At 62.5% G+C, this 14,980-nt stretch carries 15 protein-coding genes; 5 read left to right on the plus strand and 10 right to left on the minus strand.

Annotation, left to right across the window (positions count from 1 at the left end):
* Window positions 1-15: 15 nt before the first annotated feature.
* Window positions 16-2,187: a TonB-dependent siderophore receptor gene (locus C8C92_RS07175; protein WP_165829307.1), complete on the minus strand. Its 2,172-nt coding sequence runs from the start codon at window positions 2,185-2,187 to the stop codon at window positions 16-18.
* 335 nt (window positions 2,188-2,522) lie between these two features.
* Window positions 2,523-3,521 carry an LLM class flavin-dependent oxidoreductase gene (locus C8C92_RS07180; RefSeq protein WP_116743392.1) on the minus strand — a complete coding sequence of 333 codons (999 nt, stop codon included), beginning with the start codon at window positions 3,519-3,521 and terminating at the stop codon, window positions 2,523-2,525.
* A 370-nt stretch (window positions 3,522-3,891) separates the two neighbouring features.
* Here C8C92_RS07180 and C8C92_RS07185 point away from each other — a divergent pair, with 370 nt between their 5' ends.
* The gene (locus C8C92_RS07185; protein WP_099764462.1) at window positions 3,892-5,223 is read left to right on the plus strand and encodes an IS4 family transposase; all 1,332 of its coding nucleotides are present in this window, start codon (window positions 3,892-3,894) and stop codon (window positions 5,221-5,223) included.
* Here C8C92_RS07185 and C8C92_RS27170 read toward each other — a convergent pair.
* Entirely contained in the window at window positions 5,207-5,608 is a 402-nt protein-coding gene (locus tag C8C92_RS27170; RefSeq protein ID WP_133250709.1) for a hypothetical protein, read from the minus strand. The genes C8C92_RS07185 and C8C92_RS27170 overlap by 17 nt on opposite strands.
* 167 nt (window positions 5,609-5,775) lie before the next feature.
* Between C8C92_RS27170 and C8C92_RS07190 the strand changes: the two genes are divergently transcribed.
* Entirely contained in the window at window positions 5,776-6,903 is a 1,128-nt protein-coding gene (locus tag C8C92_RS07190) for a M24 family metallopeptidase (protein WP_116743393.1), read from the plus strand.
* A 91-nt stretch (window positions 6,904-6,994) separates the two neighbouring features.
* Here C8C92_RS07190 and C8C92_RS07195 read toward each other — a convergent pair whose 3' ends face one another.
* Complete coding sequence (locus tag C8C92_RS07195) at window positions 6,995-7,432, minus strand: hypothetical protein (RefSeq protein WP_116743394.1); 438 nt, start codon at window positions 7,430-7,432, stop codon at window positions 6,995-6,997.
* A gap of 220 nt (window positions 7,433-7,652) precedes the next feature.
* On the opposite strand from C8C92_RS07195, the gene C8C92_RS07200 reads away from it, so the two are divergent.
* A complete protein-coding gene (locus C8C92_RS07200; protein WP_099760390.1) occupies window positions 7,653-7,931 on the plus strand; it encodes a hypothetical protein in 279 nt (92 codons plus the stop codon).
* An 18-nt stretch (window positions 7,932-7,949) separates the two neighbouring features.
* On the opposite strand, the gene C8C92_RS07205 is transcribed toward C8C92_RS07200, so the two are convergent.
* The 5 genes from C8C92_RS07205 to C8C92_RS07225 all read right to left on the minus strand — a co-directional run bounded on the left by C8C92_RS07205 (window position 7,950) and on the right by C8C92_RS07225 (window position 11,662).
* Complete coding sequence (locus C8C92_RS07205; RefSeq protein WP_243420135.1) at window positions 7,950-8,375, minus strand: VanZ family protein; 426 nt, start codon at window positions 8,373-8,375, stop codon at window positions 7,950-7,952.
* A 543-nt stretch (window positions 8,376-8,918) separates the two neighbouring features.
* Window positions 8,919-9,683 (minus strand): SDR family oxidoreductase, encoded by a 765-nt coding sequence (locus C8C92_RS07210; RefSeq protein ID WP_071079108.1) that lies wholly within the window; start codon window positions 9,681-9,683, stop codon window positions 8,919-8,921.
* A gap of 23 nt (window positions 9,684-9,706) precedes the next feature.
* Window positions 9,707-10,228: a TPM domain-containing protein gene (locus C8C92_RS07215; protein WP_116743395.1), complete on the minus strand. Its 522-nt coding sequence runs from the start codon at window positions 10,226-10,228 to the stop codon at window positions 9,707-9,709.
* Window positions 10,228-11,046 carry a TPM domain-containing protein gene (locus C8C92_RS07220; protein ID WP_116743396.1) on the minus strand — a complete coding sequence of 273 codons (819 nt, stop codon included), beginning with the start codon at window positions 11,044-11,046 and terminating at the stop codon, window positions 10,228-10,230. Before C8C92_RS07220 ends, C8C92_RS07215 begins: the two co-directional genes overlap by 1 nt.
* A 1-nt stretch (window position 11,047) precedes the next feature.
* Window positions 11,048-11,662 (minus strand): LemA family protein, encoded by a 615-nt coding sequence (locus tag C8C92_RS07225; protein ID WP_243420136.1) that lies wholly within the window; start codon window positions 11,660-11,662, stop codon window positions 11,048-11,050.
* A 157-nt stretch (window positions 11,663-11,819) separates the two neighbouring features.
* Between C8C92_RS07225 and pyrF the strand changes: the two genes are divergently transcribed.
* Window positions 11,820-12,644: an orotidine-5'-phosphate decarboxylase gene (gene pyrF, locus C8C92_RS07230; protein ID WP_116743397.1), complete on the plus strand. Its 825-nt coding sequence runs from the start codon at window positions 11,820-11,822 to the stop codon at window positions 12,642-12,644.
* Window positions 12,645-12,771: 127 nt separating this feature from the next.
* Here pyrF and sbcB read toward each other — a convergent pair whose 3' ends face one another.
* Window positions 12,772-14,220 carry an exodeoxyribonuclease I gene (gene sbcB / locus C8C92_RS07235; protein ID WP_116743398.1) on the minus strand — a complete coding sequence of 483 codons (1,449 nt, stop codon included), beginning with the start codon at window positions 14,218-14,220 and terminating at the stop codon, window positions 12,772-12,774.
* 145 nt (window positions 14,221-14,365) lie between these two features.
* Between sbcB and C8C92_RS07240 the strand changes: the two genes are divergently transcribed.
* On the plus strand, window positions 14,366-14,980 hold the full coding sequence (locus C8C92_RS07240; RefSeq protein WP_243420137.1) for a DUF5610 domain-containing protein: 615 nt from the start codon (window positions 14,366-14,368) through the stop codon (window positions 14,978-14,980).

Here is a 14,980-nt window from a genome sequence, read left to right on the forward strand (position 1 = left end):
TCAGCTTTCCAGGATTTAAAGATCGATGCGGGCATTGAGCGAGATGGTGCGCGGCGCGCCTGCCTGCAGCGCGTTCGAGCCGGTGGAATTCCAGTAGCTGCGGTTGGTCAGGTTGCTGATTTCCAGGCGGTAACTGACGGCGTTTTCACCGACGCGGCTGCGGTAGGCGCCGCCCGCGCTGGCCAGGGTGACGGCCGGCACGCTCCAGGCATTGGCGCTGTTGGCCGCCTGCGCGCCCACATAGCTGGCGTTGGCATGCAGTGACAGGCCGGGCACGGCGCGCACCTTGGCGTTCACGCCCAGCGCCGCCTGGAAGCGCGGCGTGCTTTCGATGCGGTTGCCGACGATGGCGGGACTGGTGGCCTGGTACGTGGCGTCGAGCCAGGTGGCGCCGGCCGTCGCTTCGAGGTCGCGCGTGAGGTCAGCGCGGCCGTTCAGCTCCAGCCCCTGGTAGCGCAGTTCGCCGCCCTGCACGTAAATGCCCTGGCTGTTGCTGCTGTAATCGGCGTAGGCGGCGCCGCGCCTGATGCGGAACAAGGCGGCGCTGGCGCCCCATTTTGCGTGATCGGCCTTCAGGCCGAATTCCACTTGCCTGCTTTTCAGCGGGGCCAGTACGGTATTCGCATTCGCGTAGACATTCGATACGGTGCCGCCGTCTTCCAGCGCTTCCACGTAATTGCCGTACACGGTCAGCGTGTCCGAGGGCTGGTACAGCAGGGCCACGGTCGGCGTGAGCGGTTTCTTGTGATAGTGGCTGGTGCGCGCGCCGCTGGCGGCGAAGTTGTTGTTCTCGTAGTCCATGTAGCGCAAGCCCGCCAGCAGCGACCAGTGCGGCGCGAATGCCACCGTATCGCTGAGGAAAACCGATTTCTGCGTGTAGTCGGAAATGGTGTAGAAGGCCTGGCGGTTGACGTTCGAGGTATCGACCAGCACGGGCGGCGCCTGGTACAGATTGCCCGTGGTCTTGCCGCTGAAAATGCTCAGCGACGGCGTCACGTTGAGCGTGCGGTCCAGCGTCTGATAATTGAAGCCGGCGGCGATCTTGTGCACGATGGCGCCCGTGTGAACGTTGCCTTCGAGCATGCCTTGCAGCGAGTCATACGTCAGCGTGGGCGCGTAGAACGGGTTCAGGCGGTTGCTGTAGCCGCCCGACTGGCTCGTCAGATACAGCGTTTCATAGGCACTGTCGATGCGCTTTTTCGTATGGCCATAGCTGACATTGGCTTGCCAGTCGCTATTGATCTTCCACGCCAGCGCCGTGCTGGCCAGCCACATGGTCGAATCATAATAGGTGCTGGCATAGGCGCCCAAGTCGCGCTTGCCGCTGACGGGAGCGGGCAGGGCGCTGCGCACGGGAAACACGGCCAGCGACATGGTCGGCACGCCGCCTTGCAAGTCGCGTTCCTGGTACAGCAGCTGTGCGCTCCAGGTCAGGCCGGGCTGCAGGCGCGCATCGACGGCCAGCGCGCCCGCCTTGCGGCGCAGATCGGCGCCGTTGTACGTTTCGCCCTGTTCCTGCGACAGGTTGACGCGGTAGCCGTAGCGGCCATCCTCGTCCGCGCGGCCGCCCACGTCGATATGCTGGCTGAATACGCCACTGTCCGTGTAGCCGATGTCGGCGCTGAACAGGGGATGCTCGACGGGTTTTTTCGAGACGTAATTGATGATGCCGCCCGGCGCGCTGAAGCCGTACAAAAAACCCGTGGCGCCTTTCAGCAGCTGCACCGATTCGAACATTTCCAGCGGCAGTTCGACGCCATACATCTGGAAGGGCTGGCCATCGATCTTGTAGCCGTTGGTGAAATCGAGGGTCAGGCCGCGCACGCTGACGGCGTAGGCGCTTTGCGTGTAGGTGCCGCCTTTCGACGCCACCGAAGCGTCGCTGGCAAACAGCGTGCCCAGGCTCTTGATCTGCCGGTCCTCGATCTGCGCGCTGCTGACCTGGGCCGTGGAAAACGGCGTTTCCAGGTCCGAGCGCGCACCGAGGGCGCCCGCTGCCAGCCGCTCCACCGGGGCGCGGTCGCCGTTGACGGTGATGACGGCGATTGGGCCGGCCGCGGCCGCAGCCGATTCCGCCGCCGCGTCTGCCGTATCGCCTGCCGCCTGCGCCTGCAGGCCTGCACCCAGCATCAGGGTGGTGAAGAGGCTCAGTGTCCGGTAGCCTTGCGCTGCCTGTCGTTGCTTCATTGCGTCTGCTTTCATGTCAAAGGTGCGGTCAGCTCATGCGGACAGGCGTGTCGCGGCCTGGCCGGCGTGGCCATGGAAAATGGAGAGGGTGATGCTGCGTGGTGCCCGGTGCTGGTAGCAGGGGCGGAGAATCAGTGCGCCGCCAGGGCGCGCCATGGCGGTCCAGCCGTGGTAACGGCTGTTTCAACGAGAAACATCATAGAGGCCGCCTGACGCCGATGGAACGATTGATTTCGTATAAGGTAAGCCGGTAAATGTTGCAGGCAAAAAAATCCCGGCGATCGTTGCCGACGGCCGGGAAAAGGGTATACGGGGATATACCGAGGGAGGAAGATTTACTGCTGCTGCGCCAGTTGCGCATGCACCTGCGCCGTGATTTCATACGAGCGCAGGCGGTGCTGGTGCTCGAAAATTTGCGAGGTGATCATCAGCTCGTCGGCGCCCGTTTCGGCGATGAAGGAAGCCATCTTTGCCTTGACGGTGTCCGGTGCGCCGATGGCCGTGCACGACAGCACGGAGTCGAGCATGGCGCGTTCCTGCGGGCCCAGCTGCTCCAGATAACCGGGCACGGGCGGCTGCAGGCGCGACGGGCGGCCCGTGCGCAGGTTGACGAACGCCTGCTGCATCGAGGTGGCGCGCAGGTGCGCCTCGGCATCCGTGTCGGCGGCGAACACATTAAAGCCCAGCATCACGTACGGTTTGGCCAATTGTTGGGAAGGTTTGAAGTGGTCGCGGTAATACGCCACCGCTTGCAGCATCATCTGCGGCGCGAAGTGCGAGGCGAACGCATACGGCAAGCCCAGGTGGGCGGCCAGCTGGGCGCCGAACAGGCTCGAACCCAGTATCCACACGGGCACTTTCGCGCCCTTGCCGGGCACGGCCAGCACGCGCTGGCGCGGCTCGTCGGACATATAGTCGATCAATTCCAGCACGTCCTGCGGAAACTGTTCCGCGTCGGATTGCAGGTCGCGGCGCAGCGCGCGCGCCGTGGTCTGGTCGGAGCCGGGCGCGCGGCCCAGGCCCAGGTCGATGCGGCCCGGGTGCAGCGCTTCCAGTGTGCCGAACTGTTCCGCGATGACCAGCGGCGAATGGTTCGGCAGCATCACGCCGCCCGCACCCACGCGGATGGTTGTCGTGCCGGCCGCCACATGGGCGATGACGACGGCCGTGGCGGCGCTGGCGATGCCGGGCATGCCGTGGTGTTCGGCCAGCCAGTAGCGGTTGTAGCCCCAGCGTTCACCGTGCTGCGCCAGGTCCAGCGTGTTCTTGAACGATTGGCTGGCGTTGCTGCCTTCGGCGATGGGCGCGAGGTCGAGTATGGAAAATGGAATCATGGTAGCGATATCGGGACGTGGTGGAAAATCACAATGGACGATTTGTCTATCCCCTGACGCTGGCAGGGGCACCCATGGCAGCATGGCGGGGAAGACAGGCTGTGCACATGATAATGCGAATCGGGAATTTGCGTACTGATCGGTAAAAAACTCGCTAGGCGATGAACGCGATCCAGGGTAAACAGGTGCCGCTGAGCAAGCGCATTGGGCTGTACGTGTATAAGAGCCACCCCTTTAAAGGTGCGTCGTCACAGATGAGATAAAACCTGCACTCTTTGTCGCAAACATCATCTAACTGGGATAGGAGGAAACTGCCATGATGATGAATGCTGTGGTATCGCACTGCGCAAAAATCAGCCCGCTGACTGTAATGGCAAGGCTGGCGCTGCAACGTGCCCTCGACCCTGCTTGGGTCGATGCACTTTTCGAGCGTGAACGTGGCGCCCAATACCAGAGGGAGCTACTGTTCTCGACGACAGTCGAACTGATGTCCGTGGTCGCAGTTGGGCTGCGGCCATCGCTTCACGCTGCAGCGCAGGCTTACCCTGATTTGCCTGTTTCGGTGCAAGCTTTATATGACAAGGTCAAGCATACCGAGCCGAACCTGGTACGGGCTCTGGTCACCGGCAGCGTCGAGCGCCTTGGAGATGTGATCACGCCATTTTTGCAGGGGAATGCACCGCTGGTTCCGGGTTACCGCACCCGAATCGTGGACGGTAACCATTTGCCTGCAAGCGAAAAGCGGTTGAAGCCTTTACGCGCCTTTCGCGGCGCCGCATTGCCTGGCCAGTCCCTTGTGGTGTATGACCCTGATTCGGGCCTGGTCGTCGATATGGAGCCTTGCGAAGATGCACACTCGCAGGAACGCGCCGTGATGCCGCCGCTACTAGAGCGTTCGCATCCGGGCGACCTGTGGATTGCTGATCGCAACTTCAGCACGCGCATGATCCTGTCCGAATGGGATCGCCGTGGGTGTGCCTTCATCGTGCGTGAGCACGGTCGTACGCCCAATCCGGCACCGCTCGACGAGCTGACATATCGAGGGAGAATCGCGACCGGCGCCGTCTTTGAACAGTGCGTTGCCATCCCTGGAGCTACAGGACAGAAGGTAGCATTACGTCGTATTGAACTGCAACTTTACAAGCCCACTGACGATGGCGAAATGATGCTCCGATTACTGACGAATCTACCAAAAGAGCATTTCAGCGCACGTGCCATTGCTCGCCTATACAGCAAGCGCTGGCGGATCGAGACAATGTTCCAGCGGCTCGAATCGGTCTTGCACAGTGAAGTCAAGACTCTCGGACACCCGCGCGCAGCCCTGTTCGCGTTCGGCACCGCGATCCTGGCCTATAACGTGCTGACTGTCTTGCAGCGCGCGGTAAGCACCGCGCATGACTTGGTTGCCAGCGGCATTGAGCTATCGCCGTTTTATGTGGCCGTGGAGGTACGAGCGCACTATGCCGGCATGGTGATGGCTGTGCCAACCAAAGCATGGCGGCGCTACGACGCCATGTGTGCATCAGAGCTGAGCAAATTACTGCTTCAGATTGCCGCTTACGCCAAACCAAAAACGCTGCGCAAACACCCTCGCGGCCCGAAAAAAACAGCGAAAAAAGGCTACGTGGCCGGTGCTGTTGCCAGACGCCACGTATCAACGGCACGGGTATTAAAAGACGGGGCTGTCAATGTACACCTTTAAAGGGGTGTGTATAAGAGCCTATCCCAGTAGGGAGCGTCTTCTGCTGGCAGCGCATCAGGAGCGCGGACAAGGCGTGAGGAGGACGCGTGGCGAGCCACGCAACGACGAACAACGCAGTCCCCGCTTCTGAGGGGCGCCAGCAGGGGATGTATTCATCTACTGGGATAGGTTCTAAGTCTGAGGCATGGACGGGGAAGCGTTGCAACCGTTCCTGAAAACCCCATGCGCCGCCGCAGGTGAACATCAGCATCGATGCGCAATACCCGCTGGTGCCGGCAAACCCGGGTTCATCCCGGAAAAACAGCTGCGGTTGAGCTTGCAAATGTACACGGCTGTCTTGATCGCGCTGGCGAAATAGCTGCTTGTAAAAATAGACGGAAGTCATAGACTGCAAGCCTGAGACGAATCCGGGCGCCGAACTTTTTATGCGCATGCGGGTCTGACGTTTCCATATAGGAAGGGAGCAGCTATGCATGAGCAACAGGAAGCCCGGCTGGCGCCAGGCAGGGCAGGCGGGGTGGTGCCGCGCCTGAACCCGGACGAGGGGCGGTCATGAACTGGCCGCTGGAACTGGAAGTGGCGCACAAGCTGGCGCAGATGCGGGGCTGGCTGGAACAGGAACGTGCCGGTGCCGTGCGCCTGCGGGGCGTGGACTGGTTTGCGTGGGCCACGGCGGGCGCGTCGAACAGCCATAGCCATACGGCCGAGTGCGGCTGCGCGGAAGTGCTCGTGACGCGCGACGCGGCCTATATCCTGACCGACGAAGCCGAAGCCATGCGCATGCGCGAGGAAGAAGTGCGCGGGCCATGGACGTGGCAAGTGTCGCCCTGGATGCAGCCGCAGCTGTATGAGTTGCGCGAGCATTTCGTGCAGCATGCGGCCGGTGGTGCGCCTGTCTTGTCCGACCGGCCAGGCTTGCACGAGCGCAACCTGCCCGTGGCCCTGCGCGAAGAGCGGCTGGTGCTGCTGGAATCGGAGCAGCAGCGCTATCGCCAGGTGGGGCAGCTGGCTGCCGGCGCGGCCGCCGATGCGCTGCGCCATGCTCGCCCCGACTGGAGCGAGCAGGAACTGGCTGCCGCCTGCGTGCGCGCGCTGTGGCTGCGGGGCTTGCAGGCCGTGCATGTGCTGGTCAGCGGCGAGCAGCGCCAGCAGCGGTATCGGCGCGCGCCGGCGGCCCAGGAGGTGCTGGGCACGCAAGTCGTACTGGCCCTGTGCGCGCGGCGTTTCGGCCTGTGCGCCAGCCTCACTCGTCAACGCCGCTTCGGCCCGGCGCAGCATCGCGCCGATGGCGCGGCGGTGGCCATGGACGATGCCGATGCCGCCATGCTGGCGCTGGAAGCGGTGGCGCTCGACGCTTGCGAAACGGGCCATGCGCTGAGCATGGTGTATCACGCGCTCGACAGCGCTTACGCGTTTGCAGGCCAGCCCGATACGGTGCGTACCAGCCGGCAGGGCGGCATCCATGGCTACCTGGCGCCCGAAGTGGCGGCCGGCGCGCACACGGAAATCCTCCTCAAGCGGGGCATGGCGCTGGCCTTCCACCCGAGTCTGCCCGGCAGCACGGTGGAAGACACCTTTCTGCTCGACGGCAACCAATTGCACAACCTGACGCATGACCCGGCCTGGCCCTCGGCCATGGTGCAGGGGCGCAGCCGCCCGCTGACCCTGGCCTTGGCCTGATGCGGCCCTGTGCAGTAGCCATCGGCAGGGATCGGCAAGGCCCGGCAAGCCCCGGCAAGCCCCGGCAAGCCCCGGCAAGCCCCGGCACCTGTCAATAGCGCTGCATCACGCCTTTTTGCACGCTGACCCGCTCGCCGATCTGAAAAGCGGGCTGGGTATTTTGCATGAAGGTGCGTGTCGTGCCGTCGTCCAGGCGCAAGGTGACGCGGTATAGCATATTGCCGGCCGCACCCGAGGTGCTGCCGGCGGTGCCCGATGTGCCCGCCTGCATGTCGGCACTGCCTTGATCCATGCCACGCGGTACGGTTACTATCGACTGCACCGTCGCTGAACTGATGTTCATGCCGGACTGATCCGTATCGCCGCGCATGCTGCTGGCCGGCATGCTGCTTTGCGGCGCAGTGCCGGCCGGTGCGGCATAGGTCTCGCCGCTATTGCTGCGGGCCAGGCTGGTACTGTCCGTGGAATGACAGGCCACCAGCAAGGTACAGGCCAGGCCGGCCAGCAGCAGGGTTATTTTCGATCTCATCTTGGTCTCCTCATGGTCGAACACTCAGGATCGGTACCCGCGGTGATGCGGATAGCAGCGATGGCTGCATGTAAGAGCATGGCGGCGCCGGGATGTTCTGCTGCCGTCATCAGCGATTGAGCCAGATCAAGCGTTGAATTACCGTGCTTGGTATAAACGATGCTGGTAATCACTAGGTCGTGCGGCCGCACGATTCCTCACTGTTGAATCGGGAGAAAAAATGTCATCTGGTCCTACCGAAAAACTGATCGATGAGTTGGTGCTGGCCGTCGCTGGCACTGCGCGCGATGCCCGTGCGCGCCATGTACTGGCGCAGGCCTTGCATGGCCTGGTGCGGCTGGCGCGCTCGGAACAGTTGCTGGACATGCAGCGCGATGCGGCACGCGCCATGGGGGCCGGCAGCCGGCGCGAGACGCGCGCCCTGATGCGGCGCCTTGGCGCGCGCAGCCAGGGGCAGTTGCCGCTGGCATTGCAGGATAGCGAAGCGGACCGCGCCTGACTGGCGGTCATGCCGCATTCAGGCATTCGGTTGCGGCGTTCCCTTGCCGAGGGCAGACGCGACCATTTTGGGCCAGAGGAAACACAGCGGCAGGCAGACCGCCGCCGCGGCCGTGATATCGACCACCCAGTCGCTGACAGCGCCACGGCGGTAAGGCAGGAAACTCTGGATGAACTCGTCCAGCGCACCCATGGCCGCCACCATCAGTACCGATAGCAGCGCGCGGCGCGCCATGCCGCCGCCGGTGCCGCTGAACAGGATCAGGGCCAGCACGCCATAGCCGACGGAATGCAGCACGCCGCCCGACGCATATTGGCCCACGTCCGCGCGTATGCCCGGTATGTCACCGATCAAAATCACCAGGGTATACAACACCAGGGCCGTGCGGTAGCGCAGGCGTGCGTGGCGGTCGGCAAAACAGAGTTCGGGCAAGGGTGCAGGCATGGTGCGTCAGGACGGTGGAAAGGCAGTCACAATATCATGCGCGTGGCGGGTCACCATGTTTTTGCGCAAGAGCTTAATGGACAGGCAAAAAAAAAGGCCCGCGGGGACGCGGGCCAAAAACCCAAATGAAATGGGTCAAGAGTTGAGAGTTGCTCGGTGCTCACCATGTCGCGCGCCTTGCCTGCGCCCGCCACGGTCATGAAAGGGGAGTGGTGTGCCATCGCGGCACACCTGTCTGTAGTCAGGCATATCGGTTGCCTGTACAGCAGATGAAGCAAGTATAGGGGGCGAACATGACGGGCTGATGACACGCCGCAACATTTTTTTTCGGCAGGCAGAATGACCGGGAAGATTGGGCATCGTGGCAAGAATGACCATGTTTCAGGAGTGACAGCAAAAAAAAAGCCCGCTGGTGAAAGCGGGCTTAAAACTATTTTCTTGGAGGAGAATAGTGGAGACAGGTGCATTATGCTGCGTCGCACGATATGTGTCTAATGATCTTTTTGGATATGCATTATTATTTTTTGATATAACTCGCTTGTTTCACTCTTTCACGGGCACCGTGTAGTTGAGCGCCATGCGTCCGCCATCGACATAGATGGTCTGGCCCGTCATGTAGGTGGCGTCGTCGCTGGCCAGGAAGGCGGCGATACCGGCCACTTCTTCCGGTTCGCCGCAGCGGCCCAATGGGGTGCGCGACAGGATCGTGTGGCGCGCCTCGGGGCTCGACAGCACCGCCTGTTTGGCCAGTTCCGTCAGGATGGTGCCCGGCCCGATGCCGTTCACGCGCACGCCATGCGAGGCAAGATTCAAGGCCATGACTTTGGTCAGCTGGTTGATGGCGCCTTTCGACACCACGTACGGCACCTGGTTCGGGATCGCCAGCTCCGCATTCACGCTGGACATATTGATGATGCAGCCGCTGTTGCGCTTGACCATCTCGCGCGCCACGGCCTGGCCGCACAGGAACATCGATTTCAGGTTGATGCGCATGACCCGGTCGAAATCGTCTTCGCAGACATCGAGGAAATCGGCCGCGTGCGTCACGCCCGCATTGTTGACGAGGATATCGATGTGGCCGAACTGCGCCAGCGTTTCCTTCAGCATGGCGTCCACGTCCGCCTTCTGGCTGACGTCGGCGCAAAAGAAGCGCGCCTGCGGGCCGAGGGCGGCGGCCGCCTGCGCGCCTTCTTCCTTGATGTCGACCAACATCACCTGCGCCCCTTCGGCGATCAGGCGGGTGGCGCAGGCCAGGCCGATGCCTTGCGTGGCGCCCGTGACGATGGCGGTTTTATTGACTAGTTTCATGTAATCGCCTCGGCGGGAAGGAATCAGAGGAGGATGGGTTCGTTCGGCAACTGGTTGCCGCGCGTGCCATCAGCGGGGAAGTGGCTTTGCAGCAGGGTATTTAACTGCTGCAAGGCATTGAGCGTGCTGTCGTGGTAATTGCCATCCTTGAAACCCCGGGTCATGGTGCGGCATACGCCTTGCCACTGTTCCGGCGTGACGCGGCGGCCCACGTTGCGGTCGGCGACGATATCGACCTGGTGCTCGGCCAGGTTGATATAGATCAGCACGCCGACGTTATCTTCCGTATCCCACACGCCATACTGGGCGAACAGTTCGCGCGCCCGCTCGCGGTTGCTCACGCCCTGGTAGGCCATGCCTGGTGTCAATGCCGCCTCGACGATCAGGCGCACTTCCGCCTGGTGCATCGCTTCACCGCCGGCAATCGTCGTCTCGATGGCTTTCAGGGTGCGTTCTGGAAACGCCTGGCGCGCCGTCGCCGGCGTGCCGCGCAAATGTTTTAAAGCGCGTCCGCAGCGCTGTCCGAATGTCAGTTGTTTCGTCATTACCAATCTCCCGAGGCGCCGCCGCCGTCAAAACCGCCGCCGCCGCCACCGAAACCACCGCCGCCACCGCCACCGCCAAAACCACCGCCACCACCGCGGTTGTTCAGCGCCTGGCTCAAAATGCTGCCCAGCACGACACCCGTGGCGCCGCTGGACCAGTTGCTGCCGCGCTGCAGCCGGTTAGGCCCGCCGCGCGAACGGAACACGGTCAGTAGCACAAGAAAGCCGAAGAACAGCAGCGGCAGCCAGAAGGTCAGGCCGCCCGCTTCCACGGTGGCCGGCGCCTTTTGCTGGGCCGGAGCGGGAAATTGCTCCTGGTTCAGCAGAGTGGCAATCGAGCCCACGCCAGCGACCAGGCCGCCGTAGTAGTCGTTTTGCTTGAAATGCGGGGCGATCACGTCTTGCAGGATGCGTTTCGACTGCGCATCCGTCAGCACGCCCTGCACGCCGCGGCCCGCTTCGATGCGCAGGCGGCGCAGCGAGGATGGGTTGTCTTTCGCCACCATCAGCAGCACGCCGTCATCGACGCCCTTGCGGCCCAGCTTCCAGGCATCCGTCACGCGGATGCTGTATTGCTCGATGGCTTCCGGTTCCGTGCTCTTGACCAGCAGCACGGCGATCTGGCTGCCCGTCTTGGCTTCGTAATCGGCCAGCACGCCTTCCAGCGCCGCTTTTTGCTTCGCATCGAGCATGCCGGCGTTGTCCGTCACGCGCGCCACCAGCGGCGGCACGGGCTGCAAGCCCTGTGCGCCGGCCGGCGCCATCGTCCACAGCAGCAGCGCCGTCGCCAGCGCCGCGAGGTAGGACCAGGCTTTCATCTTATTTGCCAAAGTTGACGGTCGGTGCGGTCGAGATGGCTTTTTCATTTTCCACCGTGAACGATGGCTTGACCTTGTAGCCGAAGATCATGGCCGTCAGGTTGTTCGGGAAGCTGCGCGCATGCACGTTGTAATCCTGGACGGCGACGATGTAACGCTGGCGCGCCACGGTGATGCGGTTTTCCGTGCCTTCCAGCTGCGACTGCAAGTCGCGAAAGCTGGTATCGGCCTTCAGGTCCGGGTATTTCTCGGACACTACCATCAGGCGCGACAGGGCCGACGACAGCTGGCCCTGCACTTGCTGGAATTTCTCGAACGCGGCCGGGTCGTTCAGCACTTCGGGCGTGATCTGGAAACTGGTGGCGGCGGCGCGCGCCTTGGTCACCGCTTCCAGCGTTTCGCGCTCGTGCGTGGCATAGCCCTTGACGGTATTGACCAGGTTGGGGATCAGATCGGCGCGGCGCTGGTACTGGTTGACCACTTCGCCCCAGGCGGCCTTGGTGGCTTCATCCTTGCTCTGGAAGTCGTTGTAGCCGCAGCCCGTCAGGATGCCGGCCAGGACGGTGATGCTCAGCGTCAGACGCAGCCATTGGGTGAATTGTTTGGTGATTTGCATGATGGGTTCCGTGCAGAGTAAAAGGGATGCGGCAAATATACCTGAAACGGCCCGCGATGTCGGTTTAATCAGCGCCGGCCGCCGCCACCGGCTGACTTGACAGGACCGCGCCGCGTTACAATACGGGGTTTGCAACTGAATATAGAGAAGGTGTGCCGTGAATTTCATCAATAAATTATCCGCCGCATGGACGGCCAATAATTCCCTGCTGTGCGTGGGACTCGATCCCGACCTGGCGAAACTGCCGGCCGAACTGCGCGATCTGCCTGATGGAATCACCACCTTTTGCACGCGCATCATCGACGCCACGGCCGACCTGGCCTGCGCCTTCAAGCCGCAGATCGCCTATTTCGGCGCGCTGGGCGCGGAAAAGCAGCTGGAAGACATCTGCCGCTACGTGCGCGAGAACTATCCGCACATCCCCCTGATCCTCGACGCGAAACGCGGCGACATCGGCGCGACAGCCACGCAATACGCGCGCGAAGCGTTCGAGCGCTATGGCGCCGACGCCGTCACCGTCAATCCCTATATGGGCGAGGATTCGCTCGATCCCTACCTGGCGTGGAAAGACCGCGGCGTGATCATCCTGTGCCGCACCTCGAACGCGGGCGGCTCGGACCTGCAATTTCTCGACACGGACGGAGTGCCCCTGTACCAGCGCGTGGCGCGCCTGGTGGCCGAGAAATGGAACAAGAATGGCCAGTGCGCACTCGTCGTCGGCGCCACCTTCCCTGAAGAACTGGCGCAAGTGCGCGCCATCGTCGGCGACATGCCGCTGCTGGTGCCCGGCATCGGCGCCCAGGGCGGTGACATCGCCGCGACCGTCGGCGCGGGCCAGACGGCGAACGGCATGGGCATGATGATCAGCTCGTCGCGCGCCATCATCTACGCCACGCCGCAGACGGGCGAAGATTTCGCCGACGCGGCGCGCCGCGTGGCGATTGAGACGCGCGATGCGATCAATCAACACCGCGCAGCGTAGGTCGGATTAGCGGCGTAGGTCGGATTAGCGGCGACGCCGCGTAATCCGACAACACCGGTAACGTCAACAATGTTGTCGGATTACGCGGGGCTTTGCCCCTCTAATCCGACCTACCCGGCGTGGTCCTTCAGTCGCGCATGGGCGCGACCATCTCCGCGTAATCGTACAGTTCACCGAGAATTTCTTCTCCCCGCTCATCCACCGATTCCGACAGCACGTCGATTTCCGTAAACAGCATCTCGATGGTGCGGGCGCCGCCGTCGCCGTCGAACAGGCGGGCGGCGCGGTGTTGCTCCCAGCGCAGGCTTTCCGCTTCGCTCAGGGTTTGCGGGAAATTGCGGGCGCGGTAGCGGAACAGCAATTCCTGCAAGCGCTCGTCGGCAAACGAGGGGCGGGCCGTGGCCAGCTTGGCCGGCGTGTCGCGGCGCAAGGATTCGAGCAGGCGGCGATCGTCGTTGCTGACGAAACCATTGTACAAATCTTCATCCACGTCCAGCGCCACGTTCGCGCCCGGGCGCTGGAACACTTCGGCCCAGATGGCATCCATGTTCGGCGCCGTCGCGGCCAGCTGCGCGTTGACCTTCGCCGCATCCACGTCGATGCCCCATTGCGCGGCCATGGCCGGCGACAGGGTCTTTAAATTGCCGACCAGCATGGGCGATTTGTTCAAATGTACGCTTTTCACGGGCAGGCGCGTCATGCCTTCCGGCATGGCTTCCTTGCGCGTAAACAAACGCGTGCGGATGGTGTCGGCGTCCAGGCTGAACAGTTCGCGCGGATCGTAGGCGCAATCCCAGACGAGGATTTCATTTTTGTTGCTCGGGTGCGTGGCCAGCGGCCAGACGACGCCCAGGCAGCCCCGTTCGGCGGGGAACATGCCGGACACGTGCAGGAAGGGCTGGCGCTCCGCGGCGGCCAGGTGCATGCCCATTTCGCTGGCGACCCTGTCCTTCTTGTGCAGGGCCAGGCAGAATTCGAACAGTTTCGGCTGCTTTTCGCGGATCAGGCGGGCCAGGGCGATGGTGGCGCGCACGTCGGACAGCGCATCGTGCGCCGCTTCGTGCACCAGGCCATTGGCCTTGCTCAGGTGTTCCAGTTTAAAACTGGTCTGGCCATCGTCGCGCTTCGGCCATTGCATGCCTTCCGGGCGCAGCGCGTGCGTCATGCGCACCACGTCGAGGATGTCCCAGCGGCCGCAATGGTTTTTCCATTCGCGCGCATACGGGTCGATCAGGTTGCGCCAGAACAGGAAACGCGTGACTTCATCGTCGAAACGGATGGTGTTGTAGCCCACGCCGATGGTGCCCGGTTCCGAAAAGGCCGCTTCGATGGTGGCGGCGAACTGGTGTTCGGGCACGCCCAGCTGCAAGCATTGCTGCGGCGTGATGCCCGTGATCAGGCACGCTTGCGGATCGGGCAGGAAATCATTTGCAGGCTGGCAATACAGCATGATCGGCTCGCCGATCTCGTTGAGTTCGGCATCCGTGCGGATGGCGGCGAACTGGGCCGGGCGGTCGCGGCGCGGCTGGGCGCCAAAGGTTTCGTAGTCGTGCCAAAGGAAAGTCTGGGTAGTCATTGATATCGTTGCTGAATTGGTTATCTGGGCCGCTCAAAGCGTCGCTGCTACAGTTTTCTGAAAACCTGCCGATACTACATGAGAGGATGGTCATCATGGCGTTTCCCGCATGGTGGCATATATTGCCCGTTCAAGGAGGTCTATCGTGTCAATTCCCATCGCCGCAAGCGGCAATTCCACCCCTTCCGTGACTTCCGTCAGTACGGGCGTTGCCGGCAAGGACGATAAAGTCCAGAAAAAGGACGGCGTCAACACTGAAATGAGCGTGAACGAGCGCAGCAAGCTGCAGTTGAACGCGTCCATCATGCAGGCATCGCTGAATGTCTCGATCGGTTCGGAAAACGAACCGCTGGCGCTGCTGTACAAGACGGCCATCACGAATATCAATGAAGCGCTGAAGGCTCAGTACGGCGACGATGCGATCCAGAACGCCGCCTCGCAAGACAATAGCGCCGAAGCGACGGCGAGCCGCATCGTGTCGCTGTCGACGGGTTTTTTTGACGCGTTCAAAAAACAGAATCCCGGCATGGACGACGATGCGGCCCTGACCAAGTTCATGGACACCATCAGCGGCGGCATGGAAAAAGGCTTCAAGGAAGCGCGCGACATCCTGGACGGCTTGAAAGTACTGAATGGCGATATCGCCGGCAATATCGACAAGACGTACGAACTGGTGCAGAAGGGCTATGCGGATTTCATCGCCGCGCACAGCAGCAAGAAGGATGACGCGGCCAAGCCGGCCGACAGCAAGGCTGCCTGA

This window comes from Janthinobacterium sp. 78, assembly GCF_003096775.1.
GTDB lineage: Bacteria > Pseudomonadota > Gammaproteobacteria > Burkholderiales > Burkholderiaceae_D > Janthinobacterium > Janthinobacterium tructae.

Bases quoted from the DNA above. Each gene is read 5' to 3' on its own strand.
- C8C92_RS07195 (WP_116743394.1), bottom strand. From the start codon at position 7,432: ATGAGATCGAAAATAACCCTGCTGCTGGCCGGCCTGGCCTGTACCTTG.
- C8C92_RS07185 (WP_099764462.1), top strand. From the start codon at position 3,892: ATGGCAAGGCTGGCGCTGCAACGTGCCCTCGACCCTGCTTGGGTCGAT.
- C8C92_RS27170 (WP_133250709.1), bottom strand. From the start codon at position 5,608: ATGACTTCCGTCTATTTTTACAAGCAGCTATTTCGCCAGCGCGATCAA.
- C8C92_RS07190 (WP_116743393.1), top strand. From the start codon at position 5,776: ATGAACTGGCCGCTGGAACTGGAAGTGGCGCACAAGCTGGCGCAGATG.
- C8C92_RS07200 (WP_099760390.1), top strand. From the start codon at position 7,653: ATGTCATCTGGTCCTACCGAAAAACTGATCGATGAGTTGGTGCTGGCC.
- C8C92_RS07215 (WP_116743395.1), bottom strand. From the start codon at position 10,228: ATGACGAAACAACTGACATTCGGACAGCGCTGCGGACGCGCTTTAAAA.
- C8C92_RS07220 (WP_116743396.1), bottom strand. From the start codon at position 11,046: ATGAAAGCCTGGTCCTACCTCGCGGCGCTGGCGACGGCGCTGCTGCTG.
- sbcB (WP_116743398.1), bottom strand. From the start codon at position 14,220: ATGACTACCCAGACTTTCCTTTGGCACGACTACGAAACCTTTGGCGCC.
- C8C92_RS07225 (WP_243420136.1), bottom strand. From the start codon at position 11,662: ATGCAAATCACCAAACAATTCACCCAATGGCTGCGTCTGACGCTGAGC.
- C8C92_RS07180 (WP_116743392.1), bottom strand. From the start codon at position 3,521: ATGATTCCATTTTCCATACTCGACCTCGCGCCCATCGCCGAAGGCAGC.
- C8C92_RS07175 (WP_165829307.1), bottom strand. From the start codon at position 2,187: ATGAAGCAACGACAGGCAGCGCAAGGCTACCGGACACTGAGCCTCTTC.
- C8C92_RS07210 (WP_071079108.1), bottom strand. From the start codon at position 9,683: ATGAAACTAGTCAATAAAACCGCCATCGTCACGGGCGCCACGCAAGGC.
- C8C92_RS07205 (WP_243420135.1), bottom strand. From the start codon at position 8,375: ATGCCTGCACCCTTGCCCGAACTCTGTTTTGCCGACCGCCACGCACGC.